This is a genomic window from Azonexus sp. (genome assembly GCF_041909095.1).
GTDB lineage: Bacteria > Pseudomonadota > Gammaproteobacteria > Burkholderiales > Rhodocyclaceae > Azonexus.
On the sequence record NZ_JAYREB010000002.1, the window covers coordinates 99,463 to 115,450 of the forward strand.

At 60.7% G+C, this 15,988-nt stretch carries 18 protein-coding genes and 3 tRNA genes; 17 read left to right on the forward strand and 4 right to left on the reverse strand.

The annotated features are described in order from the left end of the window. Positions 1-4 precede the first annotated feature (4 nt). Positions 5-838, reverse strand: a complete 834-nt coding sequence (gene hpnD / locus ACE3OV_RS07255) for a presqualene diphosphate synthase HpnD (protein WP_374326324.1) — start codon at positions 836-838, stop codon at positions 5-7. A gap of 4 nt (positions 839-842) precedes the next feature. Beyond that, entirely contained in the window at positions 843-1,652 is an 810-nt protein-coding gene (gene hpnC, locus ACE3OV_RS07260) for a squalene synthase HpnC (RefSeq protein WP_374326325.1), read from the reverse strand. Positions 1,653-1,705: 53 nt separating this feature from the next. Between hpnC and ACE3OV_RS07265 the strand changes: the two genes are divergently transcribed. Together ACE3OV_RS07265 and ACE3OV_RS07270 are read left to right on the forward strand one after the other, a co-directional pair. Continuing rightward, positions 1,706-1,790 (forward strand) — tRNA-Leu (locus tag ACE3OV_RS07265). A gap of 82 nt (positions 1,791-1,872) precedes the next feature. After that, positions 1,873-3,219, forward strand: a complete 1,347-nt coding sequence (locus ACE3OV_RS07270) for a cytochrome P450 (RefSeq protein ID WP_374326326.1) — start codon at positions 1,873-1,875, stop codon at positions 3,217-3,219. 10 nt (positions 3,220-3,229) lie between these two features. On the opposite strand, the gene ACE3OV_RS07275 is transcribed toward ACE3OV_RS07270, so the two are convergent. Then, complete coding sequence (locus ACE3OV_RS07275) at positions 3,230-4,000, reverse strand: hypothetical protein (RefSeq protein WP_374326327.1); 771 nt, start codon at positions 3,998-4,000, stop codon at positions 3,230-3,232. 92 nt (positions 4,001-4,092) lie between these two features. Then, positions 4,093-4,293, reverse strand: a complete 201-nt coding sequence (locus tag ACE3OV_RS07280; RefSeq protein ID WP_374326328.1) for a SlyX family protein — start codon at positions 4,291-4,293, stop codon at positions 4,093-4,095. Between the two features lie 227 nt (positions 4,294-4,520). Between ACE3OV_RS07280 and ACE3OV_RS07285 the strand changes: the two genes are divergently transcribed. The 15 genes from ACE3OV_RS07285 to rpoS all read left to right on the forward strand — a co-directional run bounded on the left by ACE3OV_RS07285 (position 4,521) and on the right by rpoS (position 15,983). Next, positions 4,521-4,597 (forward strand) — tRNA-Val (locus ACE3OV_RS07285). A gap of 134 nt (positions 4,598-4,731) precedes the next feature. Then, on the forward strand, positions 4,732-6,651 hold the full coding sequence (thrS, locus tag ACE3OV_RS07290) for a threonine--tRNA ligase (RefSeq protein WP_374326329.1): 1,920 nt from the start codon (positions 4,732-4,734) through the stop codon (positions 6,649-6,651). Between the two features lie 25 nt (positions 6,652-6,676). Continuing rightward, positions 6,677-7,198, forward strand: a complete 522-nt coding sequence (infC, locus tag ACE3OV_RS07295) for a translation initiation factor IF-3 (RefSeq protein ID WP_374326491.1) — start codon at positions 6,677-6,679, stop codon at positions 7,196-7,198. A gap of 90 nt (positions 7,199-7,288) precedes the next feature. Then, positions 7,289-7,486: a 50S ribosomal protein L35 gene (gene rpmI, locus ACE3OV_RS07300; RefSeq protein WP_028995804.1), complete on the forward strand. Its 198-nt coding sequence runs from the start codon at positions 7,289-7,291 to the stop codon at positions 7,484-7,486. A gap of 11 nt (positions 7,487-7,497) precedes the next feature. Beyond that, positions 7,498-7,857: a 50S ribosomal protein L20 gene (gene rplT, locus ACE3OV_RS07305; protein ID WP_374326330.1), complete on the forward strand. Its 360-nt coding sequence runs from the start codon at positions 7,498-7,500 to the stop codon at positions 7,855-7,857. Positions 7,858-7,933: 76 nt separating this feature from the next. Next, positions 7,934-8,980, forward strand: coding sequence for a phenylalanine--tRNA ligase subunit alpha (gene pheS, locus ACE3OV_RS07310; RefSeq protein ID WP_374326331.1), 1,047 nt, complete (start codon positions 7,934-7,936; stop codon positions 8,978-8,980). A 22-nt stretch (positions 8,981-9,002) separates the two neighbouring features. After that, positions 9,003-11,387, forward strand: a complete 2,385-nt coding sequence (gene pheT / locus ACE3OV_RS07315; RefSeq protein WP_374326332.1) for a phenylalanine--tRNA ligase subunit beta — start codon at positions 9,003-9,005, stop codon at positions 11,385-11,387. Between the two features lie 10 nt (positions 11,388-11,397). Next, entirely contained in the window at positions 11,398-11,706 is a 309-nt protein-coding gene (locus ACE3OV_RS07320; RefSeq protein WP_374326492.1) for an integration host factor subunit alpha, read from the forward strand. Beyond that, positions 11,690-12,070, forward strand: a complete 381-nt coding sequence (locus ACE3OV_RS07325) for a MerR family transcriptional regulator (RefSeq protein ID WP_374326493.1) — start codon at positions 11,690-11,692, stop codon at positions 12,068-12,070. Before ACE3OV_RS07320 ends, ACE3OV_RS07325 begins: the two co-directional genes overlap by 17 nt. A gap of 33 nt (positions 12,071-12,103) precedes the next feature. Further along, positions 12,104-12,180 (forward strand) — tRNA-Pro (locus tag ACE3OV_RS07330). Between the two features lie 249 nt (positions 12,181-12,429). Beyond that, on the forward strand, positions 12,430-12,744 hold the full coding sequence (locus ACE3OV_RS07335) for an H-NS family nucleoid-associated regulatory protein (protein ID WP_374326333.1): 315 nt from the start codon (positions 12,430-12,432) through the stop codon (positions 12,742-12,744). Next, positions 12,744-13,484 carry a 5'/3'-nucleotidase SurE gene (surE, locus tag ACE3OV_RS07340; protein WP_374326334.1) on the forward strand — a complete coding sequence of 247 codons (741 nt, stop codon included), beginning with the start codon at positions 12,744-12,746 and terminating at the stop codon, positions 13,482-13,484. Before ACE3OV_RS07335 ends, surE begins: the two co-directional genes overlap by 1 nt. Before the next feature lie 26 nt (positions 13,485-13,510). Then, on the forward strand, positions 13,511-14,143 hold the full coding sequence (locus ACE3OV_RS07345) for a protein-L-isoaspartate(D-aspartate) O-methyltransferase (protein ID WP_374326335.1): 633 nt from the start codon (positions 13,511-13,513) through the stop codon (positions 14,141-14,143). Then, positions 14,140-15,048 (forward strand): peptidoglycan DD-metalloendopeptidase family protein, encoded by a 909-nt coding sequence (locus ACE3OV_RS07350; RefSeq protein ID WP_374326336.1) that lies wholly within the window; start codon positions 14,140-14,142, stop codon positions 15,046-15,048. The genes ACE3OV_RS07345 and ACE3OV_RS07350 overlap by 4 nt, the downstream gene beginning before the upstream one ends. Further along, positions 15,045-15,983 (forward strand): RNA polymerase sigma factor RpoS, encoded by a 939-nt coding sequence (gene rpoS, locus ACE3OV_RS07355; RefSeq protein ID WP_374326337.1) that lies wholly within the window; start codon positions 15,045-15,047, stop codon positions 15,981-15,983. The genes ACE3OV_RS07350 and rpoS overlap by 4 nt, the downstream gene beginning before the upstream one ends. Positions 15,984-15,988 lie beyond the last annotated feature (5 nt).

The following is a 15,988-nucleotide window of genomic DNA, read 5'->3' on the forward strand; positions in this document are numbered from 1 at the left end:
GTGCTCAGCCCTTGATCCAAGTCTTCGCCGCCAGCCACAGCTTGCGCGTCGCCGGCAGCGAGATGCGCTGGTGCAGCACCTGGAAGTTCTCGCCGCGGATTTCTTCGAGCAGGGTGCGATAGATCGCCGCCATGATCAGCCCGGGGCGCTGGTTCTTGCGGTCGGCCGCCGGCAGCAGCGCGAATGCCTGTTCGTAGTAGCGCTGGGCGCGCTCGTACTGGAACTGCATCAGTGCCGTGAAATTGTCCGAATATCTGGCGTTGAGGATGTCGGCGGCGGGCACGTTGAACTGCTTGAGTTCGTCCATCGGCAGGTAGATGCGGCCGCGCCGCGCGTCTTCGCCGACGTCGCGGATGATGTTGGTGAGTTGGAAGGCCATGCCCAGGTCGTGCGCGTATTTCTGCGTCTGCCGGTCCTGGTAGCCGAAGATCTCGGCGGCGAGCAGGCCGACGACGCTGGCGACGCGGTAGCAGTAGAGCGACAGCCCCTTGAAGTCGAGGTAGCGCGACTGCTGCAGGTCCATCTCCATGCCGTCGATGATTTCCAGCAACTGCTCGCTCGGCAGGTTGATGCCGGGGGCGACCGCCTGCAACGCCAGGCCGACCGGGTGGGTGGCCTGTTTCTCGGCGATGCGTTGCACTTCCATCCGCCACCAGACCAGCTTGGTCGAGGCGAGCGAGAGGTCGGAGCATTCGTCGACGACGTCGTCGACCTCGCGGCAGAAAGCGTACAGCGCCATGATCGCCTGGCGGCGTTCGGGCGGCAGGAAGAGGAAGCTGTAATAGAAGGAGGAGCCGCTCTTGGCGCACTTCTCCTGGCAGTATTGGTCGGGGCTCATGGGCTCACATTCTAATGGAACGGGCGAGCAGCACGAACCAGTCGGCCTGGCCCAGCTTGGGCCGGTGGCGGAAGACGTCGCCGCGCACGTGCTCGATGCGCTCGAGGATGCGCAGGCCACCCTGCACGGTGAGGCGGATTTCCCAGCCGATCCGCCCAGGCAGCGCATGGACCAGCGGCGCGCCGCGCAGCATCAGGGTGCGGGACCGGTCGACCTGGAAAGCGATCAGTTTTTCCCAGCCTTCGCTACAACGGCCAGCGGCGATGTCGTCCTCGCTGACGCCGAAGCGCTGCATCTCGACCTGCGGCAGGTAGATCCGGTCCTTTTGCCAGTCGATGGCGATGTCCTGCCAGAAGTTGATCAGCTGCAGCGCGGTGCATATGCAGTCGGACTGCATCAGTTGCGTGTCGCCGGTGCGCTTGAACAAAGCCAGCACCAGCCGGCCGACCGGGTTGGCCGAGCGCCGGCAGTAATCGACCAGCGCGGGGTAATCGGCGTAGCGCGTCTTGACCACGTCCTGGGCGAAGGCGTCGAGCAGGTCGCGGAAGAGCTGGACGGGCAGGGCGTGGGCGGCGATGACTTCGGCCAGATCGACGAACAACGCTGTCTGCGGCGGGGTGCCGGCGGCGATGCGGTCGAGTTCGGCCTGGTAGGCGGCAAGCTCGGCCAGGCGCTGGGCCGGCGTCGCCTCGCCCTCGTCGGCAATGTCGTCGGCGCTGCGCGCGAAGCGGTAGATCACCTCGATCGGCCGGCGCAGCGGCGCCGGCACGAGGAAGGAAGCGACCGGGAAGTTTTCGTAGTGATCGACGGGCATGGGGCGGCAAGTATAGGGGGCGGGGCGACTAAGTGCTAGAATGCGGCCCGCCTGCCCAGGTGGCGAAATTGGTAGACGCACCAGATTTAGGTTCTGGCGCCGCAAGGCGTGGGGGTTCGAGTCCCTTCCTGGGCACCATGGCAAGCTACTGTTCTTGCCTTGCCGCAATATTAACGCTGACGGCCCGTGGCGCCCGTGGCTGAACTGACAAGGATTCGGCATGCTGATGCGAAGTTTACGCTGGCTAGGTTATCTGACGATCAGCATCCCTGCCTGGTGTCGGTGGCTGGTTCGTTCCTTTCCCGATCCAATGCGTCTTCTGGGGTGGATGAACCAGGAAAAAAGCATGCCGGTATACGATATTCCGGCTGGCCGGATCGCCCTGGTCAACGATCTGCGTTGCGCAGAAACCGTATTGACCGACCGCGCAGGCATCTTCCCCAAAAGCTCGGTTCTCGAAGCTTTGCTGCGTCCCTTGATCGGCAGTGGGGTCTTCGGGCAGGGTGGTGGGGAGGCGGTAAAGCGTCGGCGCAAGACTTATCTCAAGGTTCTCTCGAAGATTGGTAATGACGAGGTCGAGCGGGTTTCCCGCCAGCTGGTGGGCGAATACCTGGGGCGCTGGCTGTCGGTACGGGAAGGCGTGGCCGTGCCGCGTGAATTGTCGCGTCTGACGGTCGATATCGTGACCACGATGGTTTACGGTGAGCGCTTCACCGCCGAAGAAAGCGAACGCTTCGTCGATCTGTTCTTCGAATACCACCGTCGTTGCAATCCTGGCGTGGCATTTTTTCTGCCGAGAACCGAGGAGAGCATGAAGAAGTATTTTTCCGGCATGGCTCTGGAGGAAATCGGCGGTGCCATGCGCGACATGATGCGCGAACGTTTTCTGTCGCCGGGCGGCGCCTCCCGCGCAGAAGGACTGCCGGGCTTTACGCGGGCCTTGCTGGAAGAGGTAGGTGGCGACGATGTGGAGCGTGCTCAAAGTCTTTTGCTTGACGAAATGTCGGTGATGATCCTGGCTGGCCATGAAACCTCGGCGTCGGTTCTGAGCTGGTTGTTCTGGGAGGTTTCCGGCAAGCCGGCTCTGTTTGATGAGGCGCTGCAGCATCGGGATGATCCATCGGCTTTTCGCGCCCAGATCGATGCTCTGGTGCAGGAGGCGTTACGCCTTTATCCGCCGATTGCCTTCTACTTGCGTGAGGTTGTCGAACAGAATGCCGAACTGGACGGCCAGGTTCTCGATAGAGGTGTTTTTGTTGCCATTTCGCCCTGGGCCATTCAGCGCAACCGAAAACTGTGGCCGGATGCTGCCAGTTTCTGTCCGATGCGCTGGTTGCGTAAATCTGCCGATGCCGAAGAGCCGCGGGCGCGTTTCATGCCCTTCGGTTTCGGTTCGCGCTTCTGCCCTGGAAAGTACTTTGCCGAAGCCGAAATGCGTGCCATCGTCGAAGAGGTTGCTTTGCGCGCGCGGCTTGAGCGGGTATCCGATCGCCAGCCGCTACCGCTAGGCAAGCTGACTTCCCGACCGGATCACGATTTCCGTCTGCGCTTCTCGCGTCGCGACTGAGTTGTCGAAGTTATTTGCCGCTGGCGATCCGGTGGTTTGTGTCGCCACAATGGCCGGGAAGACGGACGAGCTTTTCTTCGCTGGCTAGCGCCACGGTAACCAGGTACTCAAGCAAGGCGCCGACCTTGCTGGCGTCAGTTTCATTTGCTTGTATCGAGCTGCGCAGGGCTTCAAGCATGCCAAAATGGTTCCAGTCTTCACCGAAATCCTCGGCATGCATCACATACACTTTCCCGGAATCGAGCAGCTTCTGCGAGAACCCGGATATGCCCGGGCGCAGCATCGATCTTTCAGCAGAGAGTATGACAAAGATGTAGCCGATTTCCGGCGCGTCGATATCCAGAACGTTTTCGATTTCGCCGATTCCGGAAGGGTCGATCATGATTGCGTGATACCGCAAGGGGAGTCCACGGGCGGTTGCTGCTTGGTGGGTGGCTTCAATGCTGGCGCGCAGGTAGTGCGGATTGCCCCCCATGCTGTAGTGGATGCCCACGAACTGCGTTCCGGGGTCCTGCAACATGTGATCGCGCACTGGGGCGGCGCTGCGGTCGCGGACTTCGATGACGCGTCCGGTGTAGGCTTTCTTGTGCAGAAAGTCACCGGCTTCCATCGCCAGGCTGCGGTCCCAGTCCAGATTGGAAAGCAGCAGGCCAGGGTGTATGAAAAGGCTGTTCGAGCGGTTCGGTGAATCTGCTTTCAGTATTCCTTGAACGCATTGCAAGAGCCTGGAGGGGTCTATTTCGCCCGGGGGCTGTGCTGGATTCGCTTCTGTAGTTGCCATCTTGCTGGATAGCCGGCCACTGGTACAGCCAGTATTGATGAGCAGGCTGCAGGCGAGGAGGAGATTCGGTAGGAGTCTGGGGGGCATGGCGTTCAGTAATGCGGCGGAATCTCGTCGCGCAGATTGCGTCGCTCCACGGATTGGCCGTTGTTGACCTGATCGCGCAGGTGGCGCAGTTCGGCGGCGAGTAGTTCGATCTGGCGCTGCTGCTGGTAAATGATTTTGTTCAGTTCGTCGATCTGGTCTTCATTGAAGCTGATCTTGATTTCCAGTTCGGTGATCCGGGATTCCATGCGTTGTTCCATGTTTCAGCGTTGGGGGGGGGGCAATGAGCGGCGATGTTCATGAAGCAGGGGCAGGGTGGCGCCGATCAGGGTCAGGGCGCATAGTCCAAAAACGATCCAGCCGGGGTTCATGGTTGAATTATCGGGATGTCGAGAGGCGAATGTTACTGTGGATCGAAATAGTCTGGAACAAATGTTGACAAATTCCCTGGTGGGTCTATAATGCGCGCTTCTTCAGGCGGTTAGCTCAGTTGGTTAGAGCGCCACGTTGACATCGTGGAGGTCGTTGGTTCGATTCCAATACCGCCTACCAAATTCCTGACGGAGTCGTTTTGATCACTTTCCGAACTTGCACTGCAGTTCAGAAACTCTAATCGAGTCGGCTTTCGTTCATTCAAAAAAAGTGCGGCTCAGCCCGCACTTTTTTTTCGTCCAGAGAATCCTGTCATGCCCGATATCAAACTTCCCGATGGTTCCATCCGCTCGTTCGAGCAGTCGGTGACGATTGCCGAAGTCGCCGCCAGCATTGGCGCCGGACTCGCCCGTGCCGCACTGGCCGGCAAGGTGGACGGACGCCTGGTCGATACGTCGTTCCGCATCGAGAACGATGCCGAACTGGCGATCATCACCGAGCGCGACGCTGAAGGGCTGGAGGTCATCCGCCATTCGACCGCCCACCTGCTCGCTTACGCGGTCAAGGAACTGTTCCCCGAGGCGCAGGTGACCATCGGCCCGGTCATCGAGAACGGCTTCTATTACGACTTCTCCTACAAGCGCCCGTTCACCACCGAAGACCTGGTTGCCATCGAAAAGCGCATGGCCGAACTGGCGAAAAAGGATATTCCCGTCTCGCGCGAGGTCTGGGCGCGCGACGACGCGGTCAAGTTCTTCCTTGGCCTCGGCGAGAAATACAAGGCGGAACTGATCGAGGCGATTCCGGCCGATCAGCAGGTTTCGCTCTACCGTGAAGGCGATTTCGTCGATCTGTGCCGTGGACCGCACGTGCCGAGTACCGGCAAGCTCAAGGTCTTCAAGCTGATGAAGGTGGCCGGTGCCTACTGGCGCGGCAATTCGAAGAACGAGATGCTGCAGCGCATTTACGGGACTGCCTGGGCGAAGAAGGAAGACCTCGAGGCCCACCTGCACATGCTGGAAGAAGCCGAGAAGCGCGATCACCGTCGTCTCGGTCAACAACTCGATTTCTTCCATTTTCAGGAAGAGGCGCCGGGTTCCGTGTTCTGGCACCCCAAGGGCTGGACGCTGTTCCAGACCCTGATCGGCTACATGCGAGAGCAGCAGGAAAGGGCAGGTTACGTCGAGGTCAATACGCCCGACGTGATGGATCGTTCGCTGTGGGAAACCTCCGGTCACTGGTTCAACTACCGGGAGAACATGTTCACCACGACCACCGAAGACGAGCGCGTCTTTGCGCTGAAGCCGATGAACTGTCCCGGTGCCGTCTCGCTGTTCAAGCACGGCCTCAAGAGCTACCGCGACCTGCCGTTGCGTATGGCCGAGTTCGGCAAGGTCCATCGCTACGAACCGTCCGGTGCCTTGCATGGTCTGCTGCGCGTGCGTCACTTCACGCAGGACGACGCCCACGTCTTCTGTACCGAAGAACAGATGGAAGCCGAGTGCAAGGAAGTCGTGCGCCTGATCCTGGACATCTACAAGGACTTCGGTTTTGAGAACGTGCGCATCAAGCTGTCGACCCGTCCGGAAAACCGTATCGGCAGCGACGAAACCTGGGACAAGCTGGAAGGCGCCCTGTCGTCGGCGCTCGACAGCATGGCCATGGCCTACGAACTGTTCCCGGGGGAGGGGGCGTTCTACGGTCCCAAGCTCGAATTCGTCCTGCGCGATGCTATCGGCCGTGACTGGCAATGCGGCACCTTGCAGGTCGATATGAACCTGCCCGAGCGTTTCGACATCAACTATGTCGCCGAGGACAACAGCCGCAAGCGTCCGGTCATGCTGCACCGCGCCTTGTTCGGTTCGCTGGAGCGCTTCACCGGCATCCTGATTGAGAACTACGCGGGGGCGTTGCCGCTCTGGTTGTCGCCGGTACAGGCTGTGGTGCTCAATATTTCGGAACGGCAGGCGGATTATGCCGATGGTGTTGCGAAAATGCTGCGCCGGGCGGGTATTCGGGCCGAAAGCGATTTGCGCAACGAGAAAATTACCTATAAAATCCGCGAACATAGCTTGAACCGGTTGCCTTATCAGCTTGTCGTCGGCGACAAGGAAAAGGAAGCCGGACTGGTGGCCGTGCGTACACGCGGCGGTCAGGATCTCGGACAGATGACGGTCGAGGCACTGATCGAGCGACTCCAAGGGGAAGTCGCGGCGCGGAGTGGCACGGCTTAATTATTGATATTTCGGGGGTTTTACCATCGCTCAGAACAAGGCCCATCGTTTAAACGATGAGATTACGGTGCCGGAGATTCGTCTCCAGGGTTTGGAAGGTGAACAGCTAGGGATCGTCAGCATCCGTTCCGCGCTGCAGATGGCCGAAGAGGCCGGTGTCGATCTGGTCGAGATCGCGCCGACGGCGAAACCGCCGGTCTGCCGCATCATGGATTACGGCAAGTTCAAGTACCAGGAACAGAAGCGCGCACACGAAGCCAAGCTGAAGCAGAAACAGGTGCAGGTCAAGGAAATCAAACTGCGCCCGGGTACCGACGAAAACGATTACCAGATCAAGCTCAGGAACATGACGCGTTTCCTGGAAGAAGGCGACAAGGTCAAGGTGACCCTGCGCTTCCGGGGCCGCGAAATGGCGCACCAGGAATTCGGCATGCGCCAGCTGGAACGGATCAAGGCAGACCTCGACGCCATCGGTGCAGTCGAGCAGATGCCGAAGATGGAAGGGCGCCAGATGATCATGATCATCGGGCCGGCCAAAAAGAAGTAAGTGCAGTAAAAAGCAGTTATTAGTGCTTTCGGGTAGTACAAGCGTTCCCGCCGGGAACCACCTGACGGCATGACATTAAGGAGCATCAAAATGCCCAAGATGAAGACCAAGAGCAGCGCCAAGAAGCGTTTCTCGGTCCGCGCTGGTGGTTCCATCAAGCGTGGCCAAGCCTTCAAGCGTCACATCCTGACGAAGAAGACCACCAAGGTTAAGCGTCACCTCCGCGGTGCCGCAGCAGTGAACGAGCGTGACGTCGCCTCCGTTCGCGCCATGATGCCCTACGCGTAAGGAGATAGCACATGTCCCGAGTCAAACGTGGTGTAACGGCACGCGCCCGTCACAAGAAGGTCCTGGCCCAGGCCAAGGGTTATCGCGGTCGTCGCAAGAACGTCTATCGCATCGCCAAGCAGGCGGTGATGAAGGCCGGTCAATACCAGTACCGTGACCGTCGTCAGCGCAAGCGCCAGTTCCGTTCCCTGTGGATCGCCCGTATCAATGCCGCCGCTCGTGAGCTGGGCATGAAGTACAGCACCTTCATGAACGGTCTGAAGAAGGCCAACATCGAAATCGACCGCAAGGTCCTGGCTGACCTGGCCGTTTTCGATCAGCCGGCTTTTGCCGCCCTGGCTGCGCAAGCCAAGGCCAAGCTCGGCGCCTGAGCTTAAGCTCTTGAATAAAAAGGAGGCGCAAGCCTCCTTTTTTGTTTCCTTGTGTTGTAACCGTTGGTAGAAGTCCATGGACAATCTTGAGCAGATCGTTAGCGAAGCGCGTGCTGCATTCGCTGCCATTTCCGACCCGGATGCACTGGAGCAGGCCAAAGCCCGTTTCCTGGGCAAGAGCGGACAGATCACCGAACTCCTGAAGGGCCTGGGCAAACTGCCGCCCGAAGAGAAAAAAGTCGCCGGGGCGGCGATCAACGTCGCCAAGACTGCCGTCGAGACGGCGCTCAACGAACGCCGCGAAGCGATCCGCCGGGCGGCACTGGCTGCCCGCCTGGCCGAAGAAGCGCTCGACATCACCTTGCCTGGCCGCAGCGAATCGCGTGGCGGGCTGCATCCGGTGACGCGCACGCTGGAGCGTATCGAATCGCTGTTCGCCTCGATCGGCTTTGAGGTTGCCGATGGCCCGGAAATCGAAGAGGATTTCTTCAACTTCACCGCGCTGAACACGCCCGAGGATCATCCGGCGCGTTCGATGCACGACACTTTCTACCTGCAGAACCCGGACGGCTCGCTCGCCGACAAGGTGCTGCTGCGTACGCACACCAGCCCGATCCAGGCGCGCTACATGCAGGCGCACGTGGCCAAATACGGCCAACTGGAAACCATGCCCGAGATTCGCATCATTGCGCCGGGCCGTGTCTATCGCGTCGATTCCGACGCGACGCACTCGCCGATGTTCCACCAGGTCGAAGGCCTGTGGGTCGGCGAGAACGTTTCCTTCGCCGATCTCAAGGGCGTCATCGCTGATTTCCTGAAGAGTTTCTTCGAGACCGACGACCTGACGGTGCGCTTCCGTCCGTCCTTCTTCCCGTTCACCGAGCCATCGGCGGAGATCGACGTTGCCTTCATGAGCGGCGCGCTGAAGGGCCGCTGGCTGGAAATCGCCGGTTGCGGCATGGTCCATCCGAACGTGCTGCGCCACGCCGGCATCGACCCGGAAAAGTACACCGGCTTTGCCTTCGGCTTCGGCCCAGACCGCCTGACCATGCTGCGCTACGGCGTCAATGACCTGCGCCTGTTCTTCGAAGGCGACCTGCGCTTCCTGCGCCAGTTCGCCTGATCCCCTTTTTCGGAACACGTCCATGAAATTCTCCGAATCCTGGTTGCGTACCTTCGTCGATCCGGCCTTGTCGAGCGACGAGCTTTCCCATTTGCTGACCATGGCCGGCCTCGAAGTCGAGGACCTGTCGCCGGTCGCGCCCGCCTTCAATCAAGTGCTCGTCGCTCAGGTGCTCGAAGTCGTCAAGCATCCCGATGCCGACCGTCTCAACGTCTGTCAGGTTGATGTCGGTACCGGCACGCCGCAGCAGATTGTCTGTGGTGCGCCCAATGTCGCCGCCGGCCTGAAAGTGCCGTGCGCGCTGCCCGGCGCCGAACTGCCCGGCGACTTCAAGATCAAGGTCGCCAAGGTGCGCGGCATCGAATCCTCGGGCATGCTCTGCTCGGCCAAGGAACTCGGTATTGCCGAAGACGCCTCCGGCCTGCTCGTGCTGCCTGCCGACGCACCGGTCGGCCAGGCGATCCGCGAATACCTCGATCTCGACGATCAGGTTTTCGAGATCAAGCTGACGCCGAACCGCGCCGACTGCCTGTCCTTGCTCGGCGTCGCGCGTGAAGTCGGTGCCATTACCGGCGCCACAACCAAGCTGCCGCAGATCGACGACGTGCCGGCCAGCATTGCCGATACGCGTGCCGTCGTGCTCGACGCACCGGCCGCCTGCCCGCTCTACTGCGGTCGCATCGTCAAGGAAGTCGATGCCAAGGCGCCGACGCCGGAATGGATGAAGCGCCGCCTGGAACGCAGCGGCATCCGCTCGATTTCCGCGCTGGTCGATATCACCAACTACGTCATGCTCGAACTGGGCCAGCCGCTGCATGCCTTCGACAACACCCACCTTGAAGGTGCGGTGCATGCACGCATGGCCTTGCCGGAAGAAAAGCTGCTCCTGCTCAACGAGCAGATCATTGCGGTCGACGCCGACATCCTGATGATTTCCGACGACGCCAAGCCGCTCGCCATGGCCGGCATCATGGGCGGCGAGGAGAGCGGCATCACGCTGGAAACGCGCGAACTGTTCCTTGAATCCGCCTTCTTCGCGCCGGCCGCCATTGCCGGCCGCGCCCGCCGCTACGGCTTCGCGTCGGATGCCTCGCACCGTTTCGAACGCGGCGTCGATTTCGGCGGCACGCGCCGTGCCATCGAACGCGCCACGCAACTGATCCTGGAAATCTGCGGCGGTCAGGCCGGTCCGGTTGTCGAAGCCAAGGCCGAACTGCCGGCCCGCCAGCCGGTCCGCCTGCGTACCGCCCGGGCTGAAAAGGTGCTTGGCCTGCCGCTCGGCGCCGAACGCATCGCTGGCCTGTTCAAGGGCCTGGCCTTGGACTTCACGCAAGAAGGCGATGAATTCCTCGTCACGCCGCCAAGCTGGCGCTTCGACATGGAAATCGAGGAAGACCTGATCGAGGAAATCGCCCGCCTGTACGGCTACGACAACATCCCGTCGCCGGCGCCGCGCGCCCGCATGGCGATGCTGCGCCAGCCGGAAGCGCAGCGGCCGGCTTACCGCATCCGCCAGATGCTGGCCGATCGCGGCTACCAGGAAGTGGTCAACTTCGCCTTTGTTGAATCCGCCTGGGAAGCCGATTTTGCCGGCAAGCAGGACGAAGCGGATCTGATCCGGCTGGCCAACCCGATTGCCAGCCAGATGGCGGTCATGCGTTCGACGCTGATCGGCGGGCTGGTCGCCAACCTGGTGACCAACCTCAAACGCAAGCAGACCCGCGTCCGCCTGTTCGAAGTGGGGCGTAGCTTCCATCGCGATGCTGCTGCCCGGCCGGTGGCCGGATATCGGCAGCCCTGGCGCCTCTCCGGCCTCGCCTTTGGTGGCGCCTTGCCTGATGGTTGGGCAAGCGGCCCGCGCAAGGTCGACTTCTTCGATGTTAAAGGCGATATCGAGGCGCTGCTGGCGCCGGCGGTCTTGCGTTTCGAAAGGCTCGAGCACCCGGCGCTGCATCCCGGTCGCGCTGCCCGCATTCTGATCGACGGTTATGAGCTTGGCTGTCTGGGCGAATTGCACCCGGAGTGGGTGCAGAAGTACGAGCTGACTGCGCCGCCAGTTCTGTTCGAGCTCGATTTCGATGCTCTGAAAGCGGCAAGCGTGCCGGCCTATGCCGAGGTTTCCAAGTTCCCGGCGGTGGTGCGCGACCTGGCGGTTGTTGTTGATCGTGAGCTGACCTTGCAGGCCTTGGTTGATGGCGTGAAAAAGGATCTTCCGGCCCTGATTACCGACCTCCAGTTGTTCGATGTTTACGCCGGCAAAGGGGTCCCTGAAAACAAAAAAAGTCTTGCGTTACGGATAGTTATGCAAGATACTCAACGCACTTTGCAAGATTCGGATGTTGATGCAGCGATGCAGCAACTGATCGTTAGCCTGGAGCAGAACTTCGCTGCCCAGCTGCGAGCTTGAGTAAGAATAGATAACGATGACGCTGACCAAAGCCGAACTCGCAGACCTGCTTTTCGAGAAAGTGGGTCTCAACAAGCGCGAGGCCAAAGACATGGTTGAGGCCTTTTTCGAAGAAATCCGCAATGCTCTGGAAACCGGTGACGGGGTCAAGCTCTCCGGTTTTGGCAACTTTCAGTTGCGTGACAAGCCGCAGCGCCCCGGACGCAATCCGAAAACCGGGGAGGAAATTCCCATCACCGCGCGGCGCGTCGTCACCTTTCATGCCAGCCAGAAGCTGAAGTCTGATGTTGAAGAAGCTTTCGATGGAGTTACCGCCTAAGATGTCAGGCAAGGACGAACTGCCGCCGATTCCAGCCAAGCGCTATTTCACCATCGGTGAAGTCAGTGAGTTGTGCGGCGTCAAGCCGCATGTGCTGCGTTACTGGGAGCAGGAGTTCAACCAGCTCAAGCCGGTGAAGCGTCGGGGGAATCGGCGCTATTACCAGCATCATGAAGTTCTGTTGGTTCGTCGTATCCGGGAATTGCTTTACAATCAGGGTTTTACGATAAGTGGTGCACGGAATCGCCTGGACGAGGGGGCTCCGCTTGAGCAGCTTGAAGTTACCGAGACTGAATCTGCAGGCAAGACCTCGGGTACGTTGCGCGCCGAATTGCAGGCAATAATCGACATGTTGGCTGTTTGAAAAGGCGATATTGCGGTATAATGCTCAGCTTGTCGGGGCGTAGCGCAGCCTGGTAGCGCACTTGCATGGGGTGCAAGGGGTCGCGAGTTCGAATCCCGCCGCCCCGACCAAAAACATAAAAGCCAATCTCCGGATTGGCTTTTTGTTTTTGGTCTGGATTGCTGGCCTTGCTTGCGGTTGTTTCGGCATTTGCCCTTTGCTCAGCGGTCGGTGTTTTACGGGGCCGGAGCGTCCTGAAACGGATACCGGAAAGATATTCCCCGGATAATATTGAGCAGCTTTTGGGGGATTCGGTTTATTGAATATTATTTTTTGAATTCTGGCCTATAATTGCAAGCTCTTTGCTCAAGGAGGTTGTTATGGATCTGTCTACGCTTACTCTCGCCCAGCTTCGTGATCTGCAGCAGCAAATTCCCGCCGAATTGAAGCGGCGCGAAGCTGCTGAAAAGGTGAATGTCCTCAATGAAGTGCGCGCTTTTGCCAAGGCCCGCGGTTTTGCCATCGAGGAATTGCTGGCCAAGGAAGTCAAAACCCGCGTCAGTGCTGGTGGCAAGGTCAAGGTCAAGTACCGTCATCCGCAGAGCGGTGAGGAATGGACCGGTCGCGGTCGCAAGCCGAAATGGGTTGAAGCCTGGTTGGCGGAAGGCGGTGCCATGGATGCGCTGCTGGTCTGATGCGTATCCTGCTCAGTAATGATGACGGTTATTTCGCGCCGGGGCTTGCCGCTCTGGCGGAAGCCCTGGCCGATCTGGGGGAAATCGTCGTCGTCGCGCCGGAGCAGAATCGGAGTGGTGCCAGTAATTCGTTGACGCTGGATCGGCCGTTGCTCCTGAAACAGGCTGCCAACGGGTTTTATTTCGTCAATGGCACACCAACCGATTGCGTCCATCTGGCGGTGACCGGAATGCTGGATGACCTGCCGGATATCATCGTTTCCGGAATTAATTCGGGCGCCAATATGGGTGACGACACGATTTATTCGGGAACCGTTGCCGCCGCCATGGAAGGTTATCTGCTCGGCATTCCGGCGATTGCCATGTCGATGACCAGTTTTGACGGATTGAATTTTGCGACGGCCGGACGGGTTGCCCGCGAACTGGTCGAACATTATCTGGATAATCCGATCGAGGCGCCGGTCCTGCTGAATGTGAATGTGCCGGATATTCCCTACGAGCAATTGACCGGACGGGAAGTGACCCGTCTCGGGCGACGGCACAAGGCGGAACCGGTGGTACGCATGACCTCGCCGCGCAAGGAAACGGTTTATTGGATCGGCGCTGCGGGCGCTGCTGCCGACGCCGGGCCTGGAACTGATTTTCACGCGGTTGAGCAGAAGCGGGTGTCGATCACGCCGCTGCAAATCGATCTGACGCAGTTCAGTCAATTGCCTGCGATACGGGCCTGGTTGCAATGACGGTTCGTAGCTTGCAGGGGATCGGTATGACGTCGCAGCGCACGCGTGCGCGGATGGTCGACCGCCTGCGGGAAAAAGGCATCCGTAGCGAGAAAGTGCTGGCGGCGATGGCGGCGGTGCCGCGCCATGCCTTCGTCGAAGAGGCGCTGGCCTCGCGGGCTTACGAAGACACGGCCCTGCCTCTGGGCATGGGGCAGACGATTTCCCAGCCCTACATCGTTGCCCGGATGATCGAGTTGTTGCTCAACGGTCGTCCCGCTCTGGGCAAGACGCTCGAGGTGGGCGCCGGTTGTGGCTATCAGGCGGCGGTGCTGGCGCAGTTGAGCAAGGACGTGTTTGCGCTCGAACGCATCGGGCCACTGCTCGAGAAGGCGAAGGCCAACATGCGGACCTTGCAGCAGTTCAACGTGCGCCTGAAACTGGCCGACGGCAATTTCGGTTTGCCGGAAGCCGCCCCTTTCGACAGCATCATCGTCGCCGCTGCCGGTCCTGTTATTCCAACGGAATTACTGCGTCAGCTGGCGCCCGGCGGCCGAATGGTCTTGCCTGTCGGGGGGCAGGAGCAGTATCTTTGCCTTGTTGAACACACCCCCAACGGTTTCACGGAGACGCGACTGGACCCCGTCCGGTTCGTTCCTCTGTTATCCGGAACACAATGATCAGACCCCTTTTCCTGGTTTCACTCCTTCTTTCCCTCGCTGCCTGTTCCCAGGCGCCTGCGCCGGTTGCCAATTCTTCGCCGACGGCGCAGAGCCGCACCGCCGGCCCCGGTGAGTACCTGGTCAAACGTGGCGACACCCTGTATCGCATCGCGCGCGAGAACGGGCTCGACCATGCCGAGCTTGCCGCGCTGAACAACATTGAAAATCCCTCGGCCCTGCGCGAAGGGCAGATCTTGCGCCTGCGTCCGGCGGCGACCGGCGCAACGACCTCCGCTACGGTATCGGTGGCCAGCCCGATCGGCATTGATAGCGGCGTCGAGTCGCGGCCACTTGACGGGGCACCGAAGAGTGGCGGCACGGTGGCAGCGCCGGCAAAGGGCGAAATCAGCGAACCGCGCGGCGGCAAGGAGCCGTATTCGGACGAAGCGCATGCCCGCCTGAACAACTTGCCGGCGGCCGTTCCTGCCAGTACTCCGGCAGCAGCTGCGCCGGCCGCTTCTGCTGCAACGCCCGCTACCGCGCCGACGGAAGCCGAGGCCGGGCAGTGGGCCTGGCCGAGCGCAGCGACGGTCAAGGCCGGGTATAACGGCAGCAGCAACAAGGGCATCGACTTCGGTGGCAAGGCCGGCGACCCGGTGCAGGCAGCGGCTGACGGCAAGGTGCTCTACGTCGGTGACGCGCTGGCGGGGTATGGCCGACTGGTGATCGTCAAGCACAGCACCGACATCCTCTCGGTCTATGCGCACAACCGGCGCATCCTGGTCAAGGAAGGGCAGGCGGTCAAACGCGGCCAGAAAATTGCCGAAATGGGCGATACCGGCACCGACAGCGTCAAGCTGCATTTCGAAATCCGCAAGCAGGGCAAGCCGGTCGATCCGCTGCCCTTCCTGCCGAAAAGATGAGTTTGGCTGAGGATGACGAAGACGAAGCGGCGCTGACCGGCGCCGCGGAAAGCGATGGCTTTCAGCAGGCGCTGGACGATCTGCCCTTGGCCGAAGGCAGCCTGATCGAGGATGTCACCCAGATCTACCTCAACGAGATCGGCGCCAAGCCGCTGTTGACACCGGACGAGGAACTGGCCAAGGCGCGCCAGGTGCGCGGCGGCGACTTTGCCGCCCGCCAGCAGATGATCGAGCACAACCTGCGCTTGGTGGTGAATATCGCCAAGCATTATCTGAACCGCGGCGTCCCTTTTCTCGACCTGATCGAGGAAGGCAACCTCGGTCTCATCCACGCGCTGGAAAAGTTCGATCCCGAGCGCGGATTCCGCTTCTCGACCTATGCCACCTGGTGGATCCGCCAGGGCATCGAGCGCAGCATCATGAACCACGCGCGGACCATCCGTCTGCCGGTGCATGTGGTCAAGGAAATCAACCTCGTGCTGCGTGCCATGCGCCACCTGGAGGCCGCCGACGGCCGCGAATCGACGGTCGAGCGGGTGGCGACCCTGCTCGACCGGCCGGTCGCCGACATCCGTCGCATCCTGTCGCTCAACGAGCATATCGCGTCGCTCGATGCGCCGCTCGACATCGATCCCAACCACACGATGGCCGAGTTCATCACCGACGACAGCGGGGCCGCCGACCCGGAACTGCTGCTGCAGTCGAACGAGGTCGGTGTCCTGCTTGAAAGCTGGCTGGGCGAATTGAGCGAGCGTCAGCGCCAGGTGATCGAGCGCCGTTACGGCCTCAACGGCAACGAAATCGCCACCCTCGACACGATCGCCGGCGATCTCGGCCTGACCCGCGAGCGCGTCCGGCAAATCCAGCTGGAAGGCCTCGAGCGCCTGCGCCGCATGATGCGGCGCGGCAAGGTGACGCGCGACTCGGTGCTGTAGGCGCC